This window comes from Brachybacterium ginsengisoli, assembly GCF_002407065.1.
Lineage (GTDB): Bacteria > Actinomycetota > Actinomycetes > Actinomycetales > Dermabacteraceae > Brachybacterium > Brachybacterium ginsengisoli.
In genome coordinates, this window is the sequence record NZ_CP023564.1 from 2,220,825 (window position 1) to 2,246,310 (window position 25,486).

General features: G+C 71.4%; 21 protein-coding genes. 4 read left to right on the forward strand and 17 right to left on the reverse strand.

Features of this window, described 5'->3' with window-relative positions:
- Window positions 1-86 precede the first annotated feature (86 nt).
- Both CFK41_RS09890 and CFK41_RS09895 read right to left on the reverse strand, forming a co-directional pair.
- Window positions 87-377: a hypothetical protein gene (locus tag CFK41_RS09890; RefSeq protein WP_096799509.1), complete on the reverse strand. Its 291-nt coding sequence runs from the start codon at window positions 375-377 to the stop codon at window positions 87-89.
- Window positions 374-1,786 carry a dipeptidase gene (locus CFK41_RS09895; protein WP_096801030.1) on the reverse strand — a complete coding sequence of 471 codons (1,413 nt, stop codon included), beginning with the start codon at window positions 1,784-1,786 and terminating at the stop codon, window positions 374-376. The genes CFK41_RS09890 and CFK41_RS09895 overlap by 4 nt, the downstream gene beginning before the upstream one ends.
- 114 nt (window positions 1,787-1,900) lie before the next feature.
- Between CFK41_RS09895 and CFK41_RS09900 the strand changes: the two genes are divergently transcribed.
- Window positions 1,901-2,494 carry a DUF3043 domain-containing protein gene (locus tag CFK41_RS09900; RefSeq protein WP_096799510.1) on the forward strand — a complete coding sequence of 198 codons (594 nt, stop codon included), beginning with the start codon at window positions 1,901-1,903 and terminating at the stop codon, window positions 2,492-2,494.
- 86 nt (window positions 2,495-2,580) lie between these two features.
- Here the strand turns inward: CFK41_RS09900 and aspS are convergent, their stop codons facing one another.
- A complete protein-coding gene (gene aspS / locus CFK41_RS09905) occupies window positions 2,581-4,392 on the reverse strand; it encodes an aspartate--tRNA ligase (RefSeq protein ID WP_096799511.1) in 1,812 nt (603 codons plus the stop codon).
- Between the two features lie 342 nt (window positions 4,393-4,734).
- On the opposite strand from aspS, the gene CFK41_RS09910 reads away from it, so the two are divergent.
- Complete coding sequence (locus tag CFK41_RS09910; RefSeq protein WP_096799512.1) at window positions 4,735-6,609, forward strand: DEAD/DEAH box helicase; 1,875 nt, start codon at window positions 4,735-4,737, stop codon at window positions 6,607-6,609.
- Window positions 6,610-6,722: 113 nt separating this feature from the next.
- On the opposite strand, the gene trxA is transcribed toward CFK41_RS09910, so the two are convergent.
- Together trxA and hisS are read right to left on the reverse strand one after the other, a co-directional pair.
- Window positions 6,723-7,091 carry a thioredoxin gene (gene trxA / locus CFK41_RS09915; RefSeq protein WP_096799513.1) on the reverse strand — a complete coding sequence of 123 codons (369 nt, stop codon included), beginning with the start codon at window positions 7,089-7,091 and terminating at the stop codon, window positions 6,723-6,725.
- 73 nt (window positions 7,092-7,164) lie between these two features.
- The gene (hisS, locus tag CFK41_RS09920; protein WP_096801031.1) at window positions 7,165-8,541 is read right to left on the reverse strand and encodes a histidine--tRNA ligase; all 1,377 of its coding nucleotides are present in this window, start codon (window positions 8,539-8,541) and stop codon (window positions 7,165-7,167) included.
- A gap of 224 nt (window positions 8,542-8,765) precedes the next feature.
- Between hisS and CFK41_RS09925 the strand changes: the two genes are divergently transcribed.
- Window positions 8,766-10,496, forward strand: a complete 1,731-nt coding sequence (locus tag CFK41_RS09925; RefSeq protein ID WP_227873030.1) for a DUF349 domain-containing protein — start codon at window positions 8,766-8,768, stop codon at window positions 10,494-10,496.
- 112 nt (window positions 10,497-10,608) lie between these two features.
- Window positions 10,609-11,340 (forward strand): hypothetical protein, encoded by a 732-nt coding sequence (locus CFK41_RS09930; RefSeq protein ID WP_227873031.1) that lies wholly within the window; start codon window positions 10,609-10,611, stop codon window positions 11,338-11,340.
- On the opposite strand, the gene CFK41_RS09935 is transcribed toward CFK41_RS09930, so the two are convergent.
- The 12 genes from CFK41_RS09935 to thrS all read right to left on the reverse strand — a co-directional run bounded on the left by CFK41_RS09935 (window position 11,280) and on the right by thrS (window position 25,325).
- A complete protein-coding gene (locus CFK41_RS09935) occupies window positions 11,280-13,697 on the reverse strand; it encodes a RelA/SpoT family protein (protein ID WP_096799514.1) in 2,418 nt (805 codons plus the stop codon). The two genes, CFK41_RS09930 and CFK41_RS09935, sit on opposite strands and share 61 nt — an antisense overlap.
- Before the next feature lie 91 nt (window positions 13,698-13,788).
- A complete protein-coding gene (locus CFK41_RS09940; protein ID WP_096799515.1) occupies window positions 13,789-14,355 on the reverse strand; it encodes an adenine phosphoribosyltransferase in 567 nt (188 codons plus the stop codon).
- Complete coding sequence (gene secF / locus CFK41_RS09945) at window positions 14,352-15,596, reverse strand: protein translocase subunit SecF (RefSeq protein WP_227873032.1); 1,245 nt, start codon at window positions 15,594-15,596, stop codon at window positions 14,352-14,354. The genes CFK41_RS09940 and secF overlap by 4 nt, the downstream gene beginning before the upstream one ends.
- Window positions 15,593-17,506, reverse strand: a complete 1,914-nt coding sequence (gene secD, locus CFK41_RS09950) for a protein translocase subunit SecD (RefSeq protein WP_096799516.1) — start codon at window positions 17,504-17,506, stop codon at window positions 15,593-15,595. Before secD ends, secF begins: the two co-directional genes overlap by 4 nt.
- An 81-nt stretch (window positions 17,507-17,587) precedes the next feature.
- Complete coding sequence (yajC, locus tag CFK41_RS09955) at window positions 17,588-17,971, reverse strand: preprotein translocase subunit YajC (RefSeq protein WP_227873033.1); 384 nt, start codon at window positions 17,969-17,971, stop codon at window positions 17,588-17,590.
- A 158-nt stretch (window positions 17,972-18,129) separates the two neighbouring features.
- Window positions 18,130-19,170: a Holliday junction branch migration DNA helicase RuvB gene (gene ruvB / locus CFK41_RS09960; RefSeq protein WP_096799517.1), complete on the reverse strand. Its 1,041-nt coding sequence runs from the start codon at window positions 19,168-19,170 to the stop codon at window positions 18,130-18,132.
- The gene (gene ruvA / locus CFK41_RS09965) at window positions 19,167-19,775 is read right to left on the reverse strand and encodes a Holliday junction branch migration protein RuvA (protein ID WP_096799518.1); all 609 of its coding nucleotides are present in this window, start codon (window positions 19,773-19,775) and stop codon (window positions 19,167-19,169) included. The genes ruvB and ruvA overlap by 4 nt, the downstream gene beginning before the upstream one ends.
- Before the next feature lie 26 nt (window positions 19,776-19,801).
- Window positions 19,802-20,395, reverse strand: a complete 594-nt coding sequence (ruvC, locus tag CFK41_RS09970; RefSeq protein WP_096799519.1) for a crossover junction endodeoxyribonuclease RuvC — start codon at window positions 20,393-20,395, stop codon at window positions 19,802-19,804.
- Between the two features lie 61 nt (window positions 20,396-20,456).
- Window positions 20,457-21,215 carry a YebC/PmpR family DNA-binding transcriptional regulator gene (locus CFK41_RS09975; protein WP_096799520.1) on the reverse strand — a complete coding sequence of 253 codons (759 nt, stop codon included), beginning with the start codon at window positions 21,213-21,215 and terminating at the stop codon, window positions 20,457-20,459.
- A gap of 131 nt (window positions 21,216-21,346) precedes the next feature.
- Window positions 21,347-22,678 (reverse strand): PrsW family intramembrane metalloprotease, encoded by a 1,332-nt coding sequence (locus CFK41_RS09980; protein ID WP_096799521.1) that lies wholly within the window; start codon window positions 22,676-22,678, stop codon window positions 21,347-21,349.
- 92 nt (window positions 22,679-22,770) lie between these two features.
- Window positions 22,771-23,328 (reverse strand): HIT family protein, encoded by a 558-nt coding sequence (locus CFK41_RS09985; RefSeq protein ID WP_096799522.1) that lies wholly within the window; start codon window positions 23,326-23,328, stop codon window positions 22,771-22,773.
- Complete coding sequence (gene thrS / locus CFK41_RS09990) at window positions 23,325-25,325, reverse strand: threonine--tRNA ligase (protein WP_096799523.1); 2,001 nt, start codon at window positions 25,323-25,325, stop codon at window positions 23,325-23,327. Before thrS ends, CFK41_RS09985 begins: the two co-directional genes overlap by 4 nt.
- Between the last annotated feature and the right edge of the window lie 161 nt (window positions 25,326-25,486).

A 25,486-nucleotide genomic window follows, 5' to 3' on the forward strand; every position in this document is an offset into this window, starting at 1 on the left:
ATACGCCCCGCAGGGCGGGAACGGTGGGCGCCGGTCACGGCGATCCACCTCACTCGCGGGCACCGGGGACGTCCCGCGCGGGAGGGTCACACCACGCCGCGGAAGAACGCCACCAGGATGAGCCCGATGTACCCGAGCAGGACGCCGAGCACGGCGCCGGTGGCCGCGTCGCGGCTCCTGCCCGAGAACACCATCGTGACGGCGAGGCCCAGCACGGCCGCGACCACGAGCAGGCCCCACCAGAGCAGGAAGTACCCCGCGAGGAAGCCGACCACGATCCCGAGGAAGAGCATCGGGATCATCAGCGGCGAGATCTCCGCGCTGCCGCCGCGCGGGTCCTCCTGCGGGCTCCCCGGGCGCCGGGAGGGGCCGCTCATGCCCGGTCCCGAGCCAGCGCCCCGGCGCCGCGCAGCAGCAGCGCCTCGGCGAGGCAGACCCTCGCGAACTCGCCCAGGTGCAGCGACTCGTCGATGCCGTGGGCCCGGGACTCCGGGTCCTCGACGCCGGTGACGAGCACCTCGGCCTGCGGGAACACCTCGAGGAGATCGGCGATGAACGGGATCGAGCCGCCCAGGCCGGTGTCCACCGCCTCGGTGCCCCAGGCTCGCGCGAAGGATTCCCGTGCCAGGTCCATGGCCGGAGCGCCCTCGCGGGCGAGAAACGGCTTGCCCTGCTCGCCGTGATGGACGGTGACCGTCGCGGTCGAGGGCGCATGGCGCTCCAGATGGGCGACCAGCGCCTGCATCGCCGAGTCGGGATCCTCCCCCGGCGGGATGCGCAGGGAGACCTTGGCCCTGGAGACGGGCACCAGGGTGTTCGACGCATCGCGGACGCTGGGCGCGTCGATGCCGATCACCGAGAGCGCCGGGCGGGTCCAGAGCCGGGCGGTCAGGGGACCGCTGCCGGAGAGCTCCGCCCCGTCGACCACGCCGGCGTCACGGCGGTAGTCGGCCTCGTCCATCTCCACGGCGGGGTCCTCGGCGCGCGCGAGGCCCTCGACGGCGACCTCTCCGTTCTCGTCGTGCAGGGTGGCCAGCAGGCGGGACATCTGGGTCAGAGCATCGAGCACCGGCCCGCCGAACAGCCCCGAGTGGACGGCATGGTCGAGCGCCCGCACCTCGACGACCAGGTCCACCAGGCCGCGGAGGCTCGTGGTCAGCGCCGGCGTGCCGACGGCCCAGTTCGCCGAGTCCGCGACGATGATCAGGTCCGCCGCGAGCCGGTCCCGGAAGGCCTCGATGAAGGGACGGAAGGTGGGCGAGCCCGCCTCCTCCTCACCCTCGACGAAGACCGTCACCCCGATGCCGTCGGCGGCCAGCTCCTCGCCCACCAGGCGCAGTGCCGTGACGTGGGCCATCACGCCGGCCTTGTCATCGGCCGCGCCGCGCCCGTAGAGGCGGCCGTCCCGCTCCACCGGCTCGAACGGGGCGCTCGACCAATCCTCGACGGCGCCGGTGGGCTGGACGTCGTGGTGCGCGTACAGCAGCACGGTGGGCCGCCCATCGGCGGCCGGGGTGCGGCCGATCACGGCGGGGCTGCCGCCCTGCACCGACTCGATCTCCACCTCTGCCATCCCGGCGCCGCGCAGGAGCTCGGCGACCGCCTCGGCGCTGCGGCGCACCGGCTCCTGGTCATAGCCCTCGAAGGCGACCGACGGGATGCGCACGAGGTCCTTGAGGTCCTCGACGGCCTGCGGGAGCAGCGGCTCGAGCCGCGCTCTCAGCACCTCGACCTCTGCGGCATCACCGGAGGGAACGGCTCGGGGGGACTGTTCAGGAGTGCTCATGGCCATCACGCTACCGGTGCGACGACCTCGCTGCGACGTCGGGGGCGTCCGCTCCGCCCGGGCCCGCGCCGAACGCTCGGCGAGGTCACAGTCGACGTCGCCTAGACTGCTGCGGTGATCTTCCGCAAGTCCGAGCCCCCGCAGGGCCCCGTCCCCGAGCCGCTGTCATCGCGCCCCGGGTCGAAGGGCCGTCCCACCCGTTCCCGCAAGGAGGCCGAGGCCGCCCGCCGTCGGCCCCTGGTGGTCGATGACCGCAAGGAGGCACGGCGTCGCGACCGCGAGACGGCGAACCGCGCGCGCGCCGAGGCCCAGCAGGCCCTGATGACCGGGGACGAGAAGCGGATGCCGCTCCAGCATCGCGGCGCCGAGCGGAGCTACGTGCGCGACGTCGTCGACTCCCGCTGGAACATCGCGGAGCTCTTCTTCCCCATCGCGCTGGTCTTCATGATCATCTCGCTCTTCCTCCCCCTGGTCCGCCCGGATCTCACCACGACGCTGAGCACCGGCATGATCCTCGTGCTCTGGGGCGGCATCGCCGTCTGCGTGGTCGACAGCCTCTTCCTGCGCCGTCGCCTGCGCCGACTGCTCACCGAGCGCTTCGGCGAGGTCCAGCGCGGCCTGGTGGGCTACGGCATCATGCGCGCGATCCAGATCCGGCGCTTCCGCCTCCCGCGCGCCCAGATCAAGCACGGCGAGGAGCCGCGCTGACAGCGCTGACGCACTGCATGAGAACGGCCGACGCGATCGCTCGCGTCGGCCGTTCGTCGTCCTGAGGGGTCTCCGCCCCGGCGCGGTCAGCCCTTGGGCGCCTCGGCGGAGCCGCCGTCGGCGGCAGCCGGCTTCTCGCCGCGCGGGGCCGGCTTGGTGTCCACGCCGGCCTCCTTGCGCTGCTGGGGGGTGATCGGGGCGGGCGCCGCGGTCAGCGGGTCGTAGCCGTTGCCGGTCTTGGGGAAAGCGATGACCTCGCGGATCGAGTCCTCCTTGGCCAGCAGGGCCACGATGCGGTCCCAGCCGAAGGCGATGCCGCCGTGCGGCGGGGCACCGAACTGGAAGGCGTCCAGGAGGAAACCGAACTTCTCCTGCGCGTCCTCGGCCCCGATGCCCATGACCTGGAAGACGCGCTGCTGCACGGCCTGGTCGTGGATGCGGATGGAGCCGCCGCCGATCTCGTTGCCGTTGCAGACGATGTCGTAGGCGTAGGCGAGCGCCGCACCGGGATCGGTGTCGAAGCTGTCCATGAACTCGGGCTTGGGCGAGGTGAAGGCGTGATGGACCGCGGTCCAAGCCCCCTCGCCGACGGCGACGTCACCCGAGGCGACCGCGTCGGCGGCCGGCTCGAACATGGGCGCGTCGACGACCCACACGAAGGCGAACGCGTCGTGGTCGATGAGGCCCAGGCGCTCGGCGATCTCGTTGCGGGCGGCGCCGAGGAGGGCGCGGGAGGCCTTCGCCTCGCCCGCCGCGAAGAAGATGCAGTCCCCGGTGGAGGCGCCGGTGGCCTCGAGCAGGCCCGCCTTCTCCGCCTCGGAGATGTTCTTGGAGACCGGACCGGTCAGGGTGCCGTCCTCCTGGACCAGCACATAGGCGAGGCCCTTGGCACCGCGCTGCTTCGCCCACTCCTGCCAGGCGTCGAGCTGACGACGGGGCTGGGACGCCCCGCCCGCCATGACGACCGCGCCCACGTACGGCGACTGGAAGACGCGGAAGGGCGTCTCGGCGAAGTACTCGGTCATCTCGACCAGCTCGAGGTCGAAGCGCAGGTCGGGCTTGTCCGAGCCGTAGCGGCGCATCGACTCCGCGTAGGTGATCCGCGGGAACGGACCGGCGATCTTATGGCCGCCCTTCGCCCACACCGCCGCGAGGATCTCCTCGGCCAGCGCGATCACGTCCTCCTGGTCCACGAAGCTCATCTCGACGTCGAGCTGGGTGAACTCGGGCTGACGGTCCGCACGGAAGTCCTCGTCGCGGTAGCAGCGGGCGAGCTGGAAGTACTTCTCGACACCGCCCACCATCAGCAGCTGCTTGAACAGCTGGGGGGACTGGGGCAGCGCGTACCAGGAGCCCGGGGCCAGGCGGGCCGGGACCAGGAAGTCGCGGGCCCCCTCCGGGGTGGAACGGGTCAGCGTCGGCGTCTCGACCTCGACGAAGCCCTGGTCCAGCAGGGTGTCGCGGGCGGCCCGGTTGACCTCGGAGCGCAGGCGCATCGCGGCGGCCGGTCCCTGGCGACGCAGGTCCAGGTAGCGGTAGCGCAGGCGCGCCTCCTCGCCCACCTCGGTGTGCGAGTCCAGCTGGAAGGGCAGGGGCGCCGAGGCGCTGAGCACCTCGACCTCGGAGGCGGTCACCTCGATGTCGCCGGTGGGCAGCTGCGGGTTCTCGTTGCCCTCGGGGCGCCGGCCCACGGTGCCGACGACCTTCAGCACATACTCGTTGCGCAGGTGCATCGCCTCGTCCTCGCGCACCACCACCTGGGTGACGCCGGCGGCGTCGCGCAGATCGAGGAACGTCACGCCGCCGTGGTCACGGCGACGGCCGATCCAGCCGGTGAGGGTGACGGTCTGTCCGATGTGCTCCTGGCGGAGCTCACCGGCGGTGTGGGTGCGCAGCACGAGGTGTCCTTCTGATGGGGGTCGACAGGTCATGGCCGGCCGGGGCGTCGGAGCGCTCGATGGCCGTCACGCGCGAGGGCGTGGAACGTCCACCTTACCGCCCAGAGTGAGCGATCTCGCCACCACGGCCCTGTTGCGAGGACCATCCCGCCCGTAGACTCGACCACGGTCCGACCTGCGAGATCGCAGATCTGTTTTCGCCCGAGTCCGCCGAGCTGCGCCATGCCACCGCATGGCCCCCATCGCGCGGAATGCATGGGCGCCCACGCCCCGTAGTACGGGCACTCACGCCCTTGCGACATGTTGGGGCCTGTTTCACACCCCTGACTGTCGAAGGACACCATGACTGACGTCTCCCCTGCCCCCGAGCCCTCCACCACGGACTCCGCACCGACCGAGCAGACCGTCGCCCCCGAGGCGCCGACCGACTCCGCGGCCGCGGCACCGGAGGCCCCGGCCGGTCCGAGCTTCGACGACATCGCCCTGCCGGCGCCCCTGCGCCGCGCTGTCGACGAGCTCGGCTTCACCACCCCCTCGGCCATCCAGGCCCAGGCCATCCCGCCGCTGCTCGAGGGCCGCGACGTGATCGGCGTCGCCCAGACCGGCACCGGCAAGACCGCCGCCTTCGGCCTCCCGCTGCTGGCCGCGATCGATCCCTCGCTGCGCGAGGTGCAGGCCCTGGTGCTCGCCCCGACCCGTGAGCTCGCGATGCAGGTGGCCGACGCCATCTCCTCGTTCGCGACCTCCATCGGCGGGCTCGACGTGGTCGCCCTCTACGGCGGCTCCCCCTACGGCCCGCAGGAGCGCGCCCTCGCCCGCGGCGCCCAGGTGGTCGTCGGCACCCCCGGCCGCGTCATGGATCACATGCGCCGCACGAACCTGCGCCTGGACACCATCCGCGTCGCCGTCCTCGACGAGGCCGACGAGATGCTGCGCATGGGCTTCGCGGAGGACGTCGAGGAGATCCTCTCCCACTCCCCCGCCGAGCGTCAGGTGGCGCTGTTCTCGGCCACGATGCCCTCCGCCATCCAGCGCGTCGCCCAGACCCATATGAAGGACCCGGTGCGCGTCAGCGTCAGCCCGCAGTCCTCCACCGTCAAGAGCGTGCGCCAGACCTACGCCGTGGTGCCCTTCCGCCACCGCACCGGCGCCCTCGCCCGCGTGCTCGCGACCTCCGACGCGGAGGCGGCGATCGTCTTCGTGCGCACCCGTGCCGCGGCCGAGGAGGTCGGCTCCTCGCTGATCGCCCGCGGCCTGATCGCCGCGTCCATCAGCGGTGACGTGCCGCAGAAGGACCGCGAGAAGATCGTCGAGCGGCTGCGCGACGGCTCCCTGCAGGTGCTGGTCGCGACCGACGTCGCCGCCCGCGGCCTGGACGTGGAGCGCATCGGCCTGGTCGTCAACTTCGATGTGCCCAAGGAGGCGGAGTCCTATGTGCACCGCATCGGGCGCACCGGCCGCGCCGGGCGCTCGGGCGAGGCCCTGACCTTCATCGGCCCCCATGAGCGCCGCCAGCTGAAGAACATCGAGCGCGCCACCAAGCAGACCCTCGCCGAGGCGGTCATCCCCTCCCCGCGCGACGTGTCCAAGCACCGCCTGGCCGCGCAGCTGACCCAGGTCCCCGAGCGCATCGAGCGCGGCCGCCTGGACCTGTACCGCGAGCTGATCGGCGAGTTCGTCGCCGAGAACGGCCTGGACCCGCTGGAGCTCGCCGCCGCACTGGGCGCGATGTCCGTCGGCGACGAGGGCCCCGGCGCCCCCTCCGAGGAGGAGGAGTTCACCAGCGCGAAGCTGGCCGGCGAGGACCGCCATGAGCGCGGGGACCGCGGTCACCGCGGCGACGCGCCCACCACCGAGCGCGGCTACACCTCCTACAAGGTCGGCGTGGGCCACACCCACGGTGCGCGGCCGCCGGGCATCGTCGGCGCGATCACCGGCGAGGGCGGCCTGCACGGCAAGGACATCGGCAAGATCCAGATCTTCCCGAACTTCGCGCTGGTGCAGATCCGCGGCTCGCTGTCCCCGGAGCAGATGGAGCGCATCTCGCGCGCCAAGGTGGGCGGCCGTGAGCTGCGCATCGGTCCGGACCAGGGTCCTCGCGGCGGCAAGGGGCCGCGCCGCGACGGCGATCGTCCGTTCCGTCGTGACGACCGCTCCTCGGATCGCGGGGGTCGCTACGACAGCAAGCGTCGTCCGTTCCGTCGCAACGAGGGCTGAGCCCGCTCGTCCACCGGACGCACACAGCGCCCCCGTCACCGGTCTTCCGGTGGCGGGGGCGCTGTTCGTGGTGCAGGGCGGACCGAGCGGCTGCGCCGAGGTCCGGGCCGGGATCAGTCCTGTGCGGCCTGGGCCTCGGCGTAGGCCTTCTTGACCTCGTCCATGTCCAGGTTCTTGACCTGGCCGATGAGGTCCTCGAGCGCGGACTGCGGGAGGGCGCCGGCCTGCGAGAACACCGGGATGCCCTCGCGGTAGGCGACCAGGGTCGGGATCGAGGTGACGCCGTAGCGCATCGCCAGGTCCTGCTGGTCCTCGGTGTCGACCTTCGCGAAGGTGACGTCCTCGTGGGACTCGGAGGACTCCTCGAAGATGGGGGCGAAGCGCTGGCACGGCACGCACCAGCCCGCCCAGAAGTCGATCAGGACGATGCCGTCCTCGACGGTCGTGTCGTGGTTCTCGGAGGTCAGAGTGAGCGTAGCCATGACCGGTGGAACGCCGCGGCGGCGGAGAACATTCCCGCACCGCCGCGGTGTGATCCACCTCATCCCGCCTGCGTCAGGCCGGGTCGGCGGGCCCCTCCGGCGCGGTCGCCCGGATCTGCACCGTCCGGTCCTCGACCGGCGGCTCCCAGATCTCGACGTCGGCGTCGGCCTGATCGCCGCTGCGGATGTCCTTGACCTGGTCCGCCGCTCCGTCCACGCCGGGGAACCAGAGGAAGGGGATCCCCCGGCGGTCGGCGTAGCGGATCTGCTTGCCGAACTTCGCGGCGGTGGGGGCCACCTCGCAGGAGATGCCGCGGCCGCGCAGCGCCCGGGCGGCCGCGTCGCTGAGGTGGCGGTGCTGCTCGTCCGCCACGGAGACCAGCACGCAGGTGGGCACCGGCCGGGAGGCGGTGGCCAGGCCGGCGGTCAGCAGGCGGGAGACCAGCCGGGACAGACCGATCGACAGTCCCACGCCGGGGTAGGTGTGGCGGTTGTCCGAGGCCAGGGCGTCGTAGCGGCCGCCCGAGCAGACCGATCCGAGGGACTCGTGACCGGTCACGAAGGTCTCGAACACGGTGCCGGTGTAGTAGTCCAGACCGCGCGCGATGGACAGATCGGCCATGATCACTCCGGGCACCGCGGCCTCGACGCGCTCGAGGACCGCGGTGAGCTCGGCGATGCCCTGCTCGACCATCTCCCCGCTGCCGCCGAGGTCCCGCACCTGCTGGGCGAAGGAGGCGTCGCGCGTGCGGATCGACGCGAAGTCCAGGCAGGCCTGCGCCTGCTCCGGGGTTGCACCGGCCTCGCCCAGCAGGAGCTCCCGCACCGCGTCCGGGCCGATCTTCGGCAGCTTGTCCAGGCTGCGCAGGACGGCGGACTGGTCCTCGAGCCCGAGGGAGCGGAAGAACCCCTCGGACAGCCGACGGGTGTTGGCGTGGATCGTGAACTCGGGGATCGGCAGACGGTCGAGGATCTCGGCCATCACCGTGGCGACCTCTGCCTCGATGTGCCCGGGCAGGGTGTCCTGTCCGATCACGTCGAGATCCGCCTGGTAGAACTCCCGGAAGCGCCCGTCCTGGGGGCGCTCGCCGCGCCACACCTTCTGGATCTGGAAACGACGCAGCGGGAAGACCAGGTCGTTCTGGTGCTCCAGCACGTAGCGGGCCAGCGGCACCGTCAGGTCGAAGTGGAGGCCCAGGGTGCGCGAACGATCCTCGCGCGCGGCGTCCGCGTCCTCCTCCTCGGCGTGGAGGCGTCGCAGGACGTACACCTCCTTGTCGATCTCGCCCTTGCGCAGCAGCTGATCGAGCGGCTCGACGGCGCGCGTCTCGATGCCCGAGAAGCCATGGAGCTCGGCCACCTCGCGGAACACGTCGATCACGTGCTGTTCGACGAGACGCTCCGCAGGGAGCCACTCCGGGAATCCTGACAGGGCGGCGATCTTCGCCATCTGGTGCACATCCTTCTCGATCATGGGCTGAGTGCCGGGGGCCATTATCCCCGATGGCGACGGCCGGGGTCCGCCGACGGGACGGGTCCTCCCCCGCGCGCGTGTCGCTGTAGAGTTCCGTGAGGTGGCTCGCCCCGACGACGGGACGACCGCCCGCCAGCCCGACCGCCGATCCCGGCGGCAGTGTCCCGCCCTGCAGCGGATCCCTTCGAAGGAGCTCAACCGTGAGCGAGTCCGAGACCCCTCTCCCCGCCTCCACCCCTGACGACCAGGCCCCGGAGTCGAGCACCGCTCCGGTGCCCGACCAGGACCCGTCGGTCGAGCCGAGCGACGCGGCGACCTCTGAGCCCTCCGCCCCGGCGGACCCGACGGAGGCGGCACAGCCGGACGCCGACCAGCCGCTCGAGCCGACCCCGTCGGACGAGCCCGCCGCCGCTGGAACGGCCGAGGAGCCGGGCGCCGACGCCTCCGCCTCCGAGATGGAGAGCTCCGCGGACGAGACGCCGGAGGCGGAGCCCGTCGAGCAGCAGACGCCCGCACCGGCCGCTCCCCGCCCCGCGGCGCCGCGTCCGGGAGCTCCCCGACCCACCGCCTCCGGGCCGCGTCCGGGCGTTCCCTCCCCGGCCGCCCTGGCCGCGAAGAAGCCGAGCGCCGCGCTCCTCCCCGTCGCCCCTCCGGTGACGGAGTACGACCCCGAGCAGGTCGCCGCCGCCGCGGCCTTCGGAACGGTCGCCGAGGACGGCACCGTCACGGTCCAGGACGGAACCCAGGTGCGCACCATCGGCAGCACCACCGAGACGGATCACCAGACCGCGCTGGAGCCCTTCGCGCGGGGCTATCTCGACCTGGTCGCCTTCCTCGATCTGACCCAGACCACGCTGAACGCTCCCGAGCACACGCAGAACGAGCTGAACCGGCTGCTCGAGAACCTGCGCAAGAACATGAAGGAGCCCCAGGTCGTCGGCGACATCCCGGCGCTCCGCACCCGTGCGAACGAGCTCCGCGAGCTGGCCAAGGAGAAGATCCGCGCCCTCGAGGCCAAGCGTGCCGAGGGTCGCGAGGAGTCGGTGCGGCGACGCACGGAGTTCGTGGAGTCCATCGAGGCCCTGGTCGCGACCGATCCCGAGCAGATCTCCTGGAAGAACGCCGGGGAGACCATGCGCCAGATGGTCCCGTCCTGGAAGCAGATGCAGTCCGAGGACGTCTCGCTGGATCGCCCCACTGAGGAGGCGCTGTGGAAGCGGCTCTCCGCGGCCCGCGCCACCTTCGACCGGATGCGCAAGCAGTTCTTCTCGCAGCTGGATGCGAAGCATTCCGAGGCCGCGCAGGTCAAGGAGGAGCTCATCGCCCGCGCGGAGTCGATGCAGGAATCCACCGACTGGGGCCCCACCGTCCGCGCCTACAAGGACCTGATGGACGAGTGGCGTCAGGCGCCGCGCGGCAGCCGCAAGAAGGACGACGCGCAGTGGAAGCGCTTCAAGGCCGCGCAGGACACCTTCTTCCAGGCCCGCAACGCCGACCTCCACGAGACCGAGGCCGAGCAGCGTGAGAACCTCGCCGTCAAGGAATCCCTCCTGGTCGAGGCCGAGGCGATCGATCCGTCCGAGGATCTGGAGGGGGCGAAGAAGGCGCTGCGCACCGTCCAGGACCGCTGGGAGGAGGCCGGCAAGGTCCCCCGCGGTGACATGCGACGGATCGACGACCGGCTGCGCACGGTGGAGCGGGCGGTGAAGAATGCCGAGCAGGACGAGTGGCGGCGCACCGACCCCCGCACCAAGGCGCGCGTGGAGGGAGCCTCCTCGCAGCTGCACTCCGCGATCGCCTCCTACCAGGACGCGCTGGACAAGGCCGTCGCCGGCGGCGACCCCCAGAAGATCGCCGAGGCCGAGGCCGCGCTCGAGGCGCGCAAGGAGTGGCTCGCGGTCATCGAGCGCTCGGCGCGCGATCTGGGCTGACCGCCCGAGCACCAGGAGCGGGCACGACGCTCCGTTCCTCCACCGCCCCCGTCTGTCCACAGCGACAGGCGGGGGCGTTGCTCTGGGACCGCCGCTGGGCCAGAGTCGGTCCATGACGCAGCTCCTCCCGCCGGCCCCGCCCGGTCCCCGCGCTTCCGACGCGCGGTGCGACCCGACCCACGATCCGCCGCAGGACCTCACCCGGGCCAGCCCCTGCGTGGCGTGGTCCCGGCACGCGGCGGAGCTCGCGATCCCGATCGGCGCCTCGCTCCAGCACTGGGAGGAGACGCCGAGCACCCAGGTGCTCGTCGCCGAGGGGTACCTCGCTCGGCTGCTGCCCGGCCTGTTCCTCCCGCCCGATCTGCTGGGGACGGCCGTGCAGCGGGCCCTCGCGCTCGGCTGCGCCCTAGGTGCCCGTCTGCAGGCGCACCATGTCATCGCCGGCCCCTCAGCGGCCTGGGTGCTGCTGGGTGGGGCCCCGCCCGCGCCGGCCGAGCTCCACTCGCCCGCGCACCGTGGCGAGCTGGCCGGAGTGGTGCTGCGCACGGCGCGACTGCGGCCCGACGAGGTCGAGACGATCGGCGGCACCCCGGTCACCGTCCCGGTGCGGACGGCGATCGATCTGCTGAGGTTCACCCCGGCCCCGGTCGCGGCGCCGATGCTGCGCGGGCTGGTCGCGAGCGGGCATGTCGACGTCGACGCGATGCGCCGAGCTCTGCGGCAGATGCATCGCCATCCGCAGGTGCGCGCCGCCGGGGAGCGCCTCGAGAGCGTTCTGGGCGCTCAGGAGGAGGACAGAGGCGCCGCGGCGCCGACCGGCTTGCCGTCGGCGGTGACGCGGTAGACGTCGTACACGCCCTCGATCCGCCGGACGTGCGCGAGCACGGACTGCAGATGCGATGGGTCCGCCAGCTCGAAGGAGAAGAAGCTGGTGGCCAGCCGATCGCTGTTGGACTGCGCCGAGGCGGAGTGCAGGTTCACCTGCTGCTCGGAGATCACCAGGGCGATGTCCGTGAGCAGCTTCGGGCGATCCAGCGCCTCGATCTTGATGTGGACGAGATAGGCCGTGCCATGGCGCCCCGACCAGGCGACGTCGACCATCCGATCCGGCTGCTGCTCCTGCAGCTGGATGGCGTTCGTGCACGTCTCGTGGTGCACGGAGATGCCGGATCCACGGGTGATGAAGCCGACGATCGGATCACCGGGGACCGGGGCGCAGCACTTCGCGAGCTTGACCCAGAGATCGGCATGGCCGTCCACGATGACGCCCTGATCGGTCTCCGAGGTGTGCTGTTCCGCCCGTCCCGCGCGCGAGCGCACCTTGGACGGCATGGTGATCTCCGCGAGATCCTCCTCGGCACCGATCGAGCCGCCGAAGGAGGCCCTCAGCTTGTCCACGACGTGCTGTGCGCCGGTGTGGCCCTCACCGATCGAAGTGTAGAGGGCGTCCACGCTGGGGAGGTTCAGATCATCCGCGGCGGTGGCGAGGGTGTCGTGGGTCAGCAGGCGGCGCATGGGCAGGTCCTGGCGGCGCAGCGCCTTGGCGAGCTCCTCCTTGCCCTTCTCGAGGGCCTCCTCCCGCCGCTCCTTGGAGAACCAGTGACGGATCTTGCTGCGGGCGCGCGGCGACTGCACGAAGCCGAGCCAGTCGCGGCTGGGCCCGGCCTCCGGGGACTTCGAGGTGAACACCTCCACCACATCCCCGGTGGACAGGCTCGACTCGAGCGAGACCAGGCGGCCGTTGACGCGGGCGCCGATGGTGCGATGGCCCACCTCGGTGTGCACGGAGTAGGCGAAGTCGACGGGGGTCGCCCCCTGGGGCAGGGCGAGCACGTCCCCCTTCGGGGTGAAGACGTACACCTCCTGCGTGTTGATCTCGAAGCGGAGCGAGTCCAGGAACTCGCCCGAGTCCGTGGTCTCCTTCTGCCAGTCCATGAGCTGGCGCAGCCAGGCCGCGTCGTTCCCGCCGGGTGCCACCTCGCCGCCCGTGCTGCCGGCCATCGCCTTGTACTTCCAGTGCGCGGCCACGCCGTACTCGGCCCTGCGATGCATCTCGCGGGTGCGGATCTGGATCTCGACCGGTTTGCCGGTGGGTCCGATGACGGTGGTGTGCAGGGACTGGTAGAGGTTGAACTTCGGCAGGGCGATGTAGTCCTTGAACCGGCCCTGCACCGGGGACCAGCGGGCGTGCAGGGTGCCCAGCACCCCGTAGCAGTCGCGCACGGTGTCCACCAGCACGCGCACGCCGACCAGGTCGTAGATGTCGGAGAAGTCCCGGCCGCGCACGATCATCTTCTGGTAGATCGAGTAGTAGTGCTTGGGCCGGCCGGTGACCTCGGCCTTGATCCGGGCCTTGCGGAGGTCCTCGTTGATCTGCGAGGAGACGGTGGTGAGGTACTGCTCCCGCGCCGGTGCGTGCTGGGCGACCAGGGAGACGATCTCCTCGTACACCTTCGGGTACAGCACCTGGAAGGAGCGGTCCTCGAGCTCCCACTTCATGGTGTTCAGACCCAGACGATGCGCGAGCGGCGCGTAGATCTCGAGGGTCTCCTTCGCCTTCCGCTCCGCCGAGGCCGCCGGAACGTACTTCCAGGTCCGGGCGTTGTGCAGACGGTCGGCGAGCTTGATCAGGAGCACCCGCACGTCGCGGCTCATCGCCACGATCATCTTGCGGACGGTCTCCGCCTGCGCCGCCTCTCCGTAGGTGACCTTGTCCAGCTTCGTGACGCCGTCCACGAGCACGGCGATCACCTCGCCGAAGTCCCCGCGCAGCCGATCCAGCGAGTAGTCCGTGTCCTCGACCGTGTCATGCAGGAGGGCCGCCGCCACCACCTCGGCCGGGGAGCCCAGCTCCGCGAGGATCATCGCGACGGACACCGGGTGGGTGATGTACGGATCGCCGCTCTTGCGGGTCTGGCCGCGATGCGCCTGCTCGGCGACCGTGTAGGCCCGCACGACGAGGTCGGTGCTCTCCTTCGGGCTGACCGCAGCCATGGTCTCCAGCAGCGGAGCCAGCAGCGGGTCGACCGCGGATCCCGCGCGCGAGGAGAAGAAGGACAGCCGCGAGCGGGTCCTGCGCGGCGTCGAGGACGAGCCGCGGGGGGACGGCGAGGAGGGCACGGCGGACGGCGAGGACGGGCTGCGTCCAGCGCCCGACGGGGCCGAGGCCCTCGAGGGCTGGGATGCGGGCTCCTGCGGCATGCACACCTCCTGGCTGAGGCATCCAGTCTACGCGCGAGTCACCCAGGGTGCCGACGCGGCCGTCAGGTGGCGCGAGGGCGTGACCAGGAGGTCAGTCCTCGATCCGCCAGACGGTCGAGACCTCGACGCCGGGCAGCAGGTCGCGCCCGCCGAGAGCGGCGAGCTCGATGAGGAAGGAGGCGCCGAGCACCTCGACGTCGAAGCGGCGGGCCAGCTCGAGCGTGGCCGCCGCGGTGCCGCCGGTCGCCAGGAGATCGTCGACGAGCAGGACCCGGGACCCGGCGGGCAGCGAGCCCTCGGGGATCTCGATCCGCGCCGTGCCGTACTCCAGGTCATAGGTCAGCCCGGCAGGGCTGCCGGGCAGCTTCCCGGCCTTGCGCACCGGCACGAAGCCGGCCCCGATCTCGTAGGCCAGCGGAGCACCCACGACGAAGCCGCGCGCCTCGGTGCCGATCACATAGTCGACGCCCTCGGGCAGGAGGGTCCTCCAGTGCGCGATGACGGCGCGCAGCGCCGCGGCGTCCCGCAGGAGCGGCGTGATGTCCCGGAAGAGGACCCCGGGGATCGGGAAGTCCGGGAACTCCGCGATGTGGGTTCGGAAGAGCGCGTCGATCTGCTCCGAGGCGGAGGACGTCCCAGGACGGACGGCGTCGGTCATCGTGCTCCTCCCCCGGTTCCACGATCACGGCGGGTGGTGCGGCGCGGCTGCCGACCTCGACCGACGGAGTCCGGGGCCGTCGAGCCTCCCGGGTGCCCGTTCCGGGTCCCGGGCTCATCGGTGTCGAGGACATCCGCCGCGGCCTCGTCGCCGACCGTGCCGACGTCCGTGCGGGCGTCGGCGTCCTCGGAGGCGGACTCGGTGATGGCTGTGCGCGCCCCACGACGATCCTGTGCCGCACCGTCCTCGGCGACCGACGACTCCTCTCCACGACGGGTTCGCAGCACGCTCGCGGTGTGTGCGGCGATCGCGGGCTCGCGCCGACGCAGGTCCACGAGGAAGCCCGGCGCGAGGAAGACCGAGGAGTAGGTGCCGGCGATGATGCCGATGAACAGCGCCAGCGAGATGTCCTTGAGCGTTCCGGCCCCGAGCAGGAAGGCGCCGATGAACAGGATCGCGCCCACCGGCAGCAGCGCGACGACCGAGGTGTTGATCGAGCGCACCAGGGTCTGGTTCGCGGCGCGCTGCACCTGGTCGGCGAAGATGCTCGAGCGCTGCTCGACGAGATCGGCGGTGTTCTCGCGCACCTTGTCGAACACCACGATGGTGTCGTAGAGCGAGTAGCCCATGACCGTGAGGAAGCCGATCACCGTGCCGGGGGTGATCTCGAAGCCCACCACCAGATACACGCCCGCCGTGACGAGCATGTCGTGCACGAGTGCCGCCATGGCCGCCAGCGAGGACTTCAGGTTGCGGAAGTACAGCGCCATCATCGTCGCGACCAGCGCGAGGAAGACGACCACGCCGCGCATCATCTTCTGGGTGACGTCGCCGCTCCACACAGGGCCGATGTAGGAGGTCGAGACCGATTCGGCGGGGACGCCGTAGGCCTCGGCGAGATCCGATGCGACGGCGGCGGTCTGGGCCGAGTCCAGCTGCTCGGTCTGCACCCTCACGGCGCTCCCGCCCAGCACGGAGATCTTGGGCTCGTTGCCCGGGACGTGGTCGCGGATCACGTCACGGGCGGAGGTCTGCTCGGTGTCGGCGACGCCCGCGACCTGGAACTCCGATCCCCCGGTGAACTCGATGCCCAGGTTCGGGCCGCGCAGCACGGAGAAGATCACCAGCAGCACGACCAGCACCAGGCTGAAGAGGTACCAGGTGCGGCGCCGGGTGACGATCGGGACGGTGCGCCGACCGTCGTGCAGGTCGTTGCCGAAACGGGCGAAGGTCGCGGTCATCGACTCTGCTCCTCGGTGTCGTCGCCGGCGCCGTCGGTCGAGGTGCCGTCCTGTGCCGTGGTCCCGCCGTCGCCGTCACCGTCGGTGCCGGCTTCCGCGCGCTCCGCGGCCTCGCGCTCCAGGCGCGCGCGGCGCACGGCGAGGGGCTCGCGCACCTCGTCCTCGTCGTCGCCGCTCCGGCGTCCGCCGCGCTCCCCGACGGAGCGGACCCGGCCGCGGCCGGCGTAGGCGGGCACCTCGCGGCCCAGCCGTGCCGGATCCAGACCGCTCATCGGGTGCCCCTTGCCGAAGAAGCGGGTGCGCACCAGCACCTGCAGCAGGGGATGGGTGAAGAGGAAGACGATCACCAGGTCCAGGAGCGTGGTGAGCCCCAGCACGAAGGCGAAGCCGCGGACACCGCCGGTGGACAGCACGTACAGCACCACCGCGGCGATGATGTTGACCGCGTCGGAGGCGAGGATGGTGCGCTTGGCACGATCCCAGCCGTGGTCGACCGCGGCGGCGATGCCGCGTCCGTCGCGGATCTCGTCACGGACCCTCTCGAAGTACACGATGAACGAGTCGGCGGTGAAGGCGATCGCGACGATCAGGCCCACCACCCCGGCCAGCGAGAGCCGGTAGCCGATGTCCGGGATGTTCGAGAGCACCGTGAGCGTCGCGTAGGTGAGCGCGCCCATGATGAGCAGGCTCGAGGTGGTCACGAGCGCGAGCAGGCGGTACTGCGCGAAGGCGTAGAGCACCACCAGGGCGAGGCCGATCAGACCGGCGATGAGGCCGAGCTCGAGCTGGTCGGCTCCCAGGGTCGAGGAGACCTGCTGCTCGGAGGCCACCTCGAACTCGAGGGGGAGCGCTCCGAAGCGCAGCTGATCGGCGAGCTGACCCGCGTCGTCCTGCGAGAAGTTGCCCGAGATCTGGGCCTCGCCGCCGGTGGACGGCGCCTGGACCTGCGGCGCGGAGATGACCAGGCCGTCCAGCACGATGGCGAAGGCGTCGCTCGCGCCCTGGCCGCCGTACAGCGCGGTGGTCATGTCCCCGAAGGACTTCGAGCCCTGGTCGGAGAAGCTCATGTTCACGACGTAGTAGCCGGTGGCCTGGCCGGTCGGGGTGACGTCCGAGCCCACGGAGGCGTTCTTGATCGCCGATCCGGCCACGACCTCGGGGCCGAGCAGGTACTTGGCGCTGCCGTCCGGCGCGCACGAGACCACCGGCTCGTCGGCGGGTGCCTCGGAGACCTTCTCCTGCTGGGCGCGCGGATCCACGCAGTCGGCGCTCATGAGCTCCGACTGGACCTCCGGCGTCATCCACTCCATCGACCAGGCCGGGTAGGGCAGCTCGCCCTCGGCCGGCGGCGTGGGCGGCGCCATCGAGGGATCCGAGCCCGGGAGCCCGTCGAAGCGATGCTGCGACGGATCCGCGGCCGGAGCCTCCGAGGTCTCTCCGCCGCTGTCCGAGGCACCCCCGCTGTCAGACGCCGCACCGCCGCCGTCCGAGGCGCCGCCGCCGTCCGAGGCGGCGCCCTCCCCCGTCCCCTCCGGCGCGACGGCGCCGAGGACCGGACGGAAGGACATCGCCGCGGTCTGACGGATCGCGTCGGAGGTCTCCTGGTCGAGCTGACCGGGCACGTCGATGACGATGTTGGTGCCGCCCTGGACGGTGATCTCCGTCTCCGCGACGCCCATGGCGTTCACGCGCTGGCTCATGATCTGCCGCGCCTGCTCCATGGCGTCGGCGTCGATGGTCGAACCATCACGGGACTGGGCCTGCAGGATGATCTGCGTGCCGCCCTCGAGATCGAGTGCGAGCTTGGGGGCCGGCTGCCAGCCGCCCTTCCAGACCCCGGCACCGATCCCGCTGCCCAGCAGCAGGATCAGCACCGCGAGGGTCGCCAGTGCTATGCGACGTGCGGGCATGTTGCGTAGTTCCTCAGGACGGCGGATGGTGCGGAGAGGTGCGACTGCGGACGGCCGCTGCGGGGCACCGGGCCCCGGTGATCAGTCGCGATCGCGCCGGGCGGCCTCGTCGGCGGTAGCGGTCTCGGTGACCGTCACGCCGGGCACCTCGTCCTCGGAGGAGGGCTCCTGCTCGGTCTGCTCGCCCTCCTCCTCGGCGGCGTCCTCGGCGACGGCCTGCTGGGCGATCGCCTGACGGGCCCACTTGGACTGCGAGCCGTCCTCGCTCTCGAGGACCACGACATCGTCATAGGCCTCGACGATCAGGCCGAAGAACCCCGAGTGCGTGCGGACCTCGTCGCCGACGCCCAGCTGGCGCACCAGTTCGAGCTGCTTCTGCTGGGCCTTCTTCTGCCGGTTCGACATGAACAGCAGGGGCAGCATCATGACGGCGAAGATGAGCAGGAGAGGGAGGAGCGATTCCACGGAGTTCCTTTCGGCGGACAGCCCCTCGCGGTGCGTATGCACGGCTCAGGTCCTGCCGCGGACGAGTGACCGCCCTACTGTACCCGCCGAGTCCTGACGGGCCTCTCAGGGTGATGCGACGATCACGCTCCTCGCCCGAGCACGGGTCAGAGCCCAGGTCAGAAGCGGCCGAGCATGGGCGCGACCCCCTCGGGGCCCTCCGGCGGAGCCAGCCCCAGGTGCGTCCAAGCCGCCGGCGCTGCCGCCCGTCCCCGCGGGGTGCGGAGCAGGAAGCCCTCTCGCACCAGGTAGGGCTCGACCATCGTCTCGACCGTCTCGATCTCCTCCCCCACGGCGACGGCCAGGGTGGACAGGCCCACCGGTCCCCCGGAGAAGCGCCCGCACAGAGCGGAGAGCACGGCCCGATCCAGCCGGTCCAGTCCGCGATCGTCGACCTCGTAGACGCGCAGGGCCTCCTTCGCCGCGGCCAGATCGAGCGCCCCGCTGCCGCGCACCTGCGCCCAGTCCCGGACCCGTCGCAGCAGGCGGTTGGCGATGCGCGGCGTGCCGCGCGAGCGCGTGGAGATCTCGACCGCCGCGGACTCGTCCAGGTCGACGTCGAGCCGCTGCGCGGAGCGCTGGACGACCTCCCTCAGCTCGGCGGCGTCGTAGAAGTCGAGGTGGCCGATGAAGCCGAAGCGGTCCCGGAGCGGAGCGGGGAGCAGGCCCGCCCGGGTGGTCGCGCCGACGACGGTGAAGGGCGGCAGGTCCAGCGGGATGGACGTCGCCCCCACGCCCTTGCCGACCACCACATCGACGCGGAAGTCCTCCATCGCGATGTAGAGCATCTCCTCGGCGGGTCGCGCCAGGCGATGGATCTCGTCGATGAACAGGACCTCCCCCTCGTCGAGCGAGGAGAGGATCGCGGCCAGATCGCCCGCGTGCTGGATCGCCGGCCCGGAGGTGATGCGCAGCGGAGCGTTCAGCTCGGCGGCGATGATCATGGCGAGGGTGGTCTTGCCGAGGCCGGGCGGACCCGAGAGGAGCACGTGCTCCGGGGTGCGGCCGCGTGCGGAAGCGGCATCCAGCACCAGCGAGAGCTGGTCGCGCACGACCTGCTGGCCCACGAACTCGTCCAGCCGACGCGGGCGCAGCGCCGCCTCGGCCGTCCGCTCCGGCGGCACGGCCTCGGGACTGGTCAGCGATTCGGGCTCGGTCATCGATGGCCGCCGAGGTCTCGCAGGGCACGGCGCAGCAGCTCGGCGGCACCGAGATCCGCACCGTCACCGGTGCGGGCGGACTCCACGGCGCCGACCGCCGCCTTCTCCGCCCAGCCGAGGCCCACGAGGGCGTCGACCACGTCGGCATCGGGACCCGCGGGCCCGGCCGTCGAGGGCGAGGACTCCGTGCCGAGCGACCCCGAGGGGGCGGGCAGCTTGCCTCCGAGCTCGAGGAGCATGCGGCTGGCGACCTTCGGACCGATGCCGGGAGTGCGCGTGATCGCCTTGGCGTCCTGCTCGGCGACCGCGCGGCGGAGCTCCTCGGGGTCGAGCACCGCGAGCACCGCGAGGGCGGTGCGGGGGCCGATGCCGGAGACGGACTGGACGATGCGGAAGGTCTCCGCCTCCTCGGCGTGCGGGAAGCCGTAGAGGGTCAGGGAGTCCTCGCGCACCACCAGCTCGGTGTGCAGCGTCAGCTCGGACCCGTGGCGGGTGGCGGAGAGCGCCTGGGGCGTGGTGCGGACGAGGTAGCCGATGCCACCGACCTCGAGCACGAGGGAGTCCAGGTCGATGCGGGCTACCCGCCCGGTCAGGGATGCGATCACGCTCCCAGCCTAGAACACCTGTTCGATCAGTGTCGGGAGGTGGAGCGTTCCCGGGCGCGTCGGGCCTCGCGCTCCGCACGGGCCCAGACCGCCTGGGCGCTGGTGCGCGCGCCGCCGCTGGCATCGAGCGCCACGGGTCCCGGGCCGCGCCACAGCTGGGTCAGGGCGATCGCGACCGCATCGGAGGCGTCCGCGGGCTGCGGGGCGGCATCCAGGCCCAGCAGCCGGATCAGCATCGCCTGGATCTGCTTCTTGTCGGCCCGGCCGCTCCCGGTCACGGCGGCCTTGACCTCCGAGGGGGTGTGCAGCGCGGTGGGGATGCCCCGCTCCGCCGCCTCGAGCAGTGCGATGCCGGAGACCTGCGCGGTGCCCATCACCGTGGAGATGTTGTTCTGGCTGAACACCCGCTCGACGGCGACGGTGTCGGGAGCGAACTCCTCGAGGGCTGCGCGCAGCCCCCGGGCGATGGTGAGCAGGCGCTGGTCCAGGGGCTGATCGCCGTCGGAGACCAGCACACCGGCGTGGATCAGCCGGGCTCGCCGGCCGCCCAGCGCATCGACCACGCCGATGCCGCATCGGGTGAGGCCCGGGTCGACCCCGAGCACGCGCAGCGTGCTCATCGCCCGCACCTCAGGACGGACGGCGCGGAGCCGGCCGTGACCGCCGCGCCGTCCAGGGGGATCACTCCGCGTCCGCCAGCTGTGCCGCGACGTCCTCGGGGATGTCGAGGTTGGAGTAGACGTTCTGCACGTCGTCGCTGTCCTCGAGGGTCTCGATGAGGTTCAGGGCCTTGCGGGCTCCGTCCAGATCGACAGGGGTGCGCATGGTCGGCACGAACTGCGCCTCGGCGCTGTCGTAGTCGATGCCGGCCTCCTGCAGGGCGGTGCGCACGGCGACCACGTCGGTGGCCCCGGAGAGGATCTCGAAGGTCTCGCCCTCGTCGTTGATCTCCTCGGCACCGGCGTCGAGCACGACCTCGAGCAGGTCGTCCTCGGTGTGGTCGCCCTTGGGGACCACCACGATGCCCTTGCGCTCGAACAGGTAGGACACCGATCCGGAGTCGGCCATGTTGCCGCCGCCGCGGTTGAAGGCCAGACGCACCTCGGAGACCGCACGGTTCTTGTTGTCGGTCAGGCACTCGACGAGCACGGCGACGCCGCCGGGGGCATAGCCCTCGTACATGAGCGTCTCGTAGTCCACGCCGCCGCCGTCGAGCCCGCCGCCGCGCTTGACGGCGCGATCGATGTTGTCGTTGGGGACCGAGGTCTTCTTCGCCTTCTGGATGGCGTCGTAGAGGGTGGGGTTGCCGGCCGGATCGGGGCCGCCCATGCGGGCCGCGACCTCGATGTTCTTGACCAGCTTGGCGAACAGCTTGCCCCGCTTGGCATCGATGACGGCCTTCTTGTGCTTCGTGGTCGCCCACTTAGAGTGCCCGGACATCTTGCTCCTCCCTACTCTGCCGCCGTCTCGGCGGATTGCCGACCCATTCTAGAGGCAGGCGGAGGGTCGATCCGGACGACCGACGCATCGCGGGCAGGAGGACGGGGCCGCCAGAAGTCGCGCAGTCCCGCTCAGCCGCGGACGACGGGCTCGGTGAGCGCGCCGATCAGCCTCCGGTCCGAGGTGAGCTGCTCCAGCAGCTCGCGCTCGCGGGCCCGGGTCTTCGTCGTCGGCCGCGCGAACAGCACGCTGTGCCGCTCCATGCCGAGCGCGACCGCGGTGCGGATCAGATTCCGCATCCCCATCCTGGCCACGGCACCGTGCCGCGCCGCCCAGGCCTCGGTGCGACCGCGCCGGCGCATCGAGACCAGCAGCTCCACCTCGTCCGGGGAGAACCAGCCGGCGCGGCCGTACTCGGAGAGCTGACGGCGCAGGATCCGCTTCTCGCGCAGCCGCAGGAAGAGCACGATGCCCACCAGGAGCAGGAAGATCGGGACCTGCACGCTGGCGTAGTAGCGCAGGAAGCCGCCCAGCGGGGCCTCGGGATCCACGGGGAGGAAGAAGGTCGAGCCGTTCCACAGCGCGTGCAGCACCATGCCCAGCGAGAGGCCGCCGATGCCGAGCCCGAAGCTCAGCATCAGGCTGCGCCGCTCGGCGGCGATGCCCAGGCCCAGTCCGCACAGCGCGGTGAAGGAGACGTGGGCGAAGGGCGAGAGAACGCCGCGCAGGAAGAAGGTCTGCCAGAAGACGGCGACCTCTCCCCCGGCCTGGGCTTCGTGGAACGAGCGGGCGAAGTACAGGATGTTCTCGGTGAAGGCGAAGCCGCCGGCGATCAGCGCCGCATAGACCACGCCGTCGAGCGGACCGGCGATGTATCGGCGTCCCCAGATGAGCAGACCGATCAGCCCCGCGGACTTCATCGACTCCTCGATCACCGGTGCCTGCACCGCTGCGCCGAGGAAGGTGTCCACGACCTCCGTCTCCTTCGCCGGGGAGATCCAGGTGTCGAAGAACCCTCCGAAGAAGAAGGTCAGCAGCACGGAGCCGATGGCGCCCCAGGCGAAGGCGTAGACCAGCGTCATCCGGGGCTGCGGGGTGTAGCGGTCCAGCCACCAGACCGCCGTGAAGATCATCGCGACCGGGACCAGCGCGGTGGTGAAGGCGACCAGCGAGGTCCCGAAGCCGAGCGGGAGGATGATGAAGAAGTAGAGCGCGACCGCGGAGGCGGCCAGCATCAGGAAGGACAGGGCGAACAGCACCCAGCGCACCCAGGGCCTGCGCCGCCGGCGCGGAGCGCTGCTCCCGCCGATCCGACCCGGGGCCGAGGGGTCGACCCGCTCGACGTCGTAGCCGTACGGGTCCCCCGCGGGCCCGCGGGACCCGGCGGTGCGCCCTGCGGAGGCGGAGGAGCGGGACGGCGGCTGCTGTGCGGGGCGCGGCGGACTCCCGGTCGTGCTCGTCACGGACAGTCCTGCCTCTCCCCCGGTCGGTACGGCCCCCGTCGGCCCCCGCACCACCTGCGGGACCCGCCTCGGTCGGCCTCGGTCATGCTAGCTCAGGGCCACGCGTCGGCATACAGCGCCCGCGTATCGGCCAGGAGCATCGGGATGGCCTTGGTGCGGCCGACGACCGGCAGGAAGTTCGCGTCCCCCGGCCAGCGGGGCACCACGTGCTGGTGCAGATGCGCGGCGATCCCCGCACCGGCCACCTCGCCCTGGTTCATCCCGAGGTTGAAACCCGCCGGTCGGGAGACCTCCCGGACCACACGCATCGCGGTCCGGGTGAGCTCGGCGACCTCCAGGACCTCCACCTCGTCCAGCTCGGTGTAGTCCGAGACGTGACGGAAGGGGCACACCAGGAGATGGCCGGAGTTGTACGGGTACAGGTTCAGGATCACGTAGGCGGCGGTCCCGCGATGCACGATCAGCGCGTCCTCGTCGGAGCGCCGCGGTGCGGCGCAGAAGGGGCACTGCTCGTCGTCGTGCGGATCCTCCGGCTTGTTCTCCCCGCCGATGTACGCCATCCGGTGCGGGGTCCACAGGCGCTGGGTGTCGTCGGGGACGCCCGCGAGACCGCGGGCGTCCTCGACGACGGGCTCGGGATCCGAGCTCACACCTGCGCCTTGTCGCGGATCGCGGTGACGATCCGATCGACCGCCGCGTCGACGTCGATGCCGTTGTCCTGGCTGCCGTCGCGCATGCGGAAGGACACCGCGCCCTTCTCCTGGTCCTCGCCGCCGGCGATGAGCAGGAAGGGCACCTTCTCCTTGGTGTGGGTGCGGATCTTCTTCTGCATCCGGTCGTCGGAGGCGTCGACCTCGACCCGCACGCCGTGGGAACGCAGCTTCGCAGCGACCTCCTCGAGGTACGGCACGTACTCGGCGGCGACGGGGATGCCCACCACCTGCACGGGCGACAGCCACACCGGGAACGCTCCCGCATAGTGCTCGAGCAGCACGCCGAAGAACCGCTCGATCGAGCCGAACAGCGCACGGTGGATCATCACCGGGCGCTGGCGCGAGCCGTCGGAGGCGGTGTACTCCAGCTCGAACAGCTCCGGCTCGAAGAAGTCGAGCTGAATGGTGGAGAGCTGCCAGGTGCGGCCGATCGCGTCCTTCGCCTGGACGGAGATCTTCGGGCCGTAGAAGGCGGCACCGCCCGGATCCGGGACCAGCTCGAGACCGGAGGCGGTGGCGACCTCCTCGAGGGTGCGGGTCGCCTCCTCCCAGGTGGAGTCGTCCCCGACGGACTTCTCCGGGTCGCGGGTGGAGAGCTCGAGGTAGAAGTCCTCCAGGCCGTAGTCGCGCAGCAGGTCGAGCACGAAGCCGAGGAGGCCGGCGAGCTCCTCCTTCATCTGCTCACGGGTGGTGTAGATGTGCGCATCGTCCTGGGTGAACCCGCGGGCGCGGGTCAGGCCGTGCACCACGCCGGACTTCTCGTAGCGGTAGACGTGCCCGAACTCGAACAGCCGCAGCGGCAGCTCGCGGTACGACCGGCCGCGGGAGCTGTAGACGAGGTTGTGCATCGGGCAGTTCATGGGCTTGAGGTAGTAGTCCTGACCCTGCTTGGTGACGTTGCCGTCCGCGTCCACCTCCTCGTCCACGTGCATCGGGGGGTACATGCCCTCCGCGTACCACTCCAGGTGCTTGGAGGTCTCGAAGAGGTTCTTCTTGGTGATGTGGGGGGTGGAGACGAAGGAGTAGCCCGACTCGATGTGCCGACGGCGCGAGTACTCCTCCATCTCCATCTTGATCATGGCGCCCTTGGGATGGAACACCGGCAGGCCGGAGCCGATCTCGTCGGGGAAGGAGAACAGGTCCAGCTCGCTGCCCAGGCGTCGGTGATCGCGGCGCTCCGCCTCGGCGATGCGCTCCTGGTGGGCGCGCAGCTCCTCCTTGGAGGGCCAGGCGGTGCCGTAGACCCTCTGCAGCATCGGGTTCTTCTCGCTGCCGCGCCAGTAGGCCGCTGCCGAGCGGGTCAGCGCGAAGCCGTTGCCGATCAGCTTGGTGCTGGGCAGGTGCGGGCCGCGGCAGAGATCCGTCCAGACGGTCTCGCCCTTCTTGTCCACGTTGTCGTACATGGACAGGCCGCCCTCGCCGACCTCGACGCTCGCGCCCTCGGCAGCATCGCCCGCGGTGGACTTCAGACCGATGAGCTCGAGCTTGTACGGCTCCGCCGACTCCTCGGCGCGCGCGGCGTCATCGGTGATCTCCCGGCGCACGAAGCGCTGACCGGACTTGATGATCCGGTTCATCTCCTTCTCGAGGCCCTTGAGGGACTCGGGGGTGAACGGCTCGGCGACGTCGAAGTCGTAGTAGAAGCCGTCGGTGATCGGCGGGCCGATCCCGAGCTTCGCGTCCGGGTTCGTCTTCTGGACGGCCTGGGCGAGCACGTGGGCCGCGCTGTGGCGGAGGATCGAGAGCCCGTCGGGGCTCGAGATGTCGACGCCCTCGACGACCTGGTCGGCCGCGAGCACGGTGTCCAGGTCCCGCAGCTCGCCGTCGATGCGCAGGGCGATGGTCGAGGCGGTGCCGGCGAAGAGCTCGGTGCCCGTGGTCCCCTCGTCGATGTGCTGGGGTGATCCGTCGAGGGTGATGGCGATCTGTGCCACGGGGGTGCTCCTTGTGTTCGGGTCGAGCCGGCCGACGATGCCGGCTCCACGACAGATGGTATCCGCCGCCCGACGACGGGGCCGACCCGCGCCGTCGAGTTCCGTGCGTCACGATCCGGCGGTGAGTCCGTGCACATCGACGCCCGGGGCGGCTGGTCGGA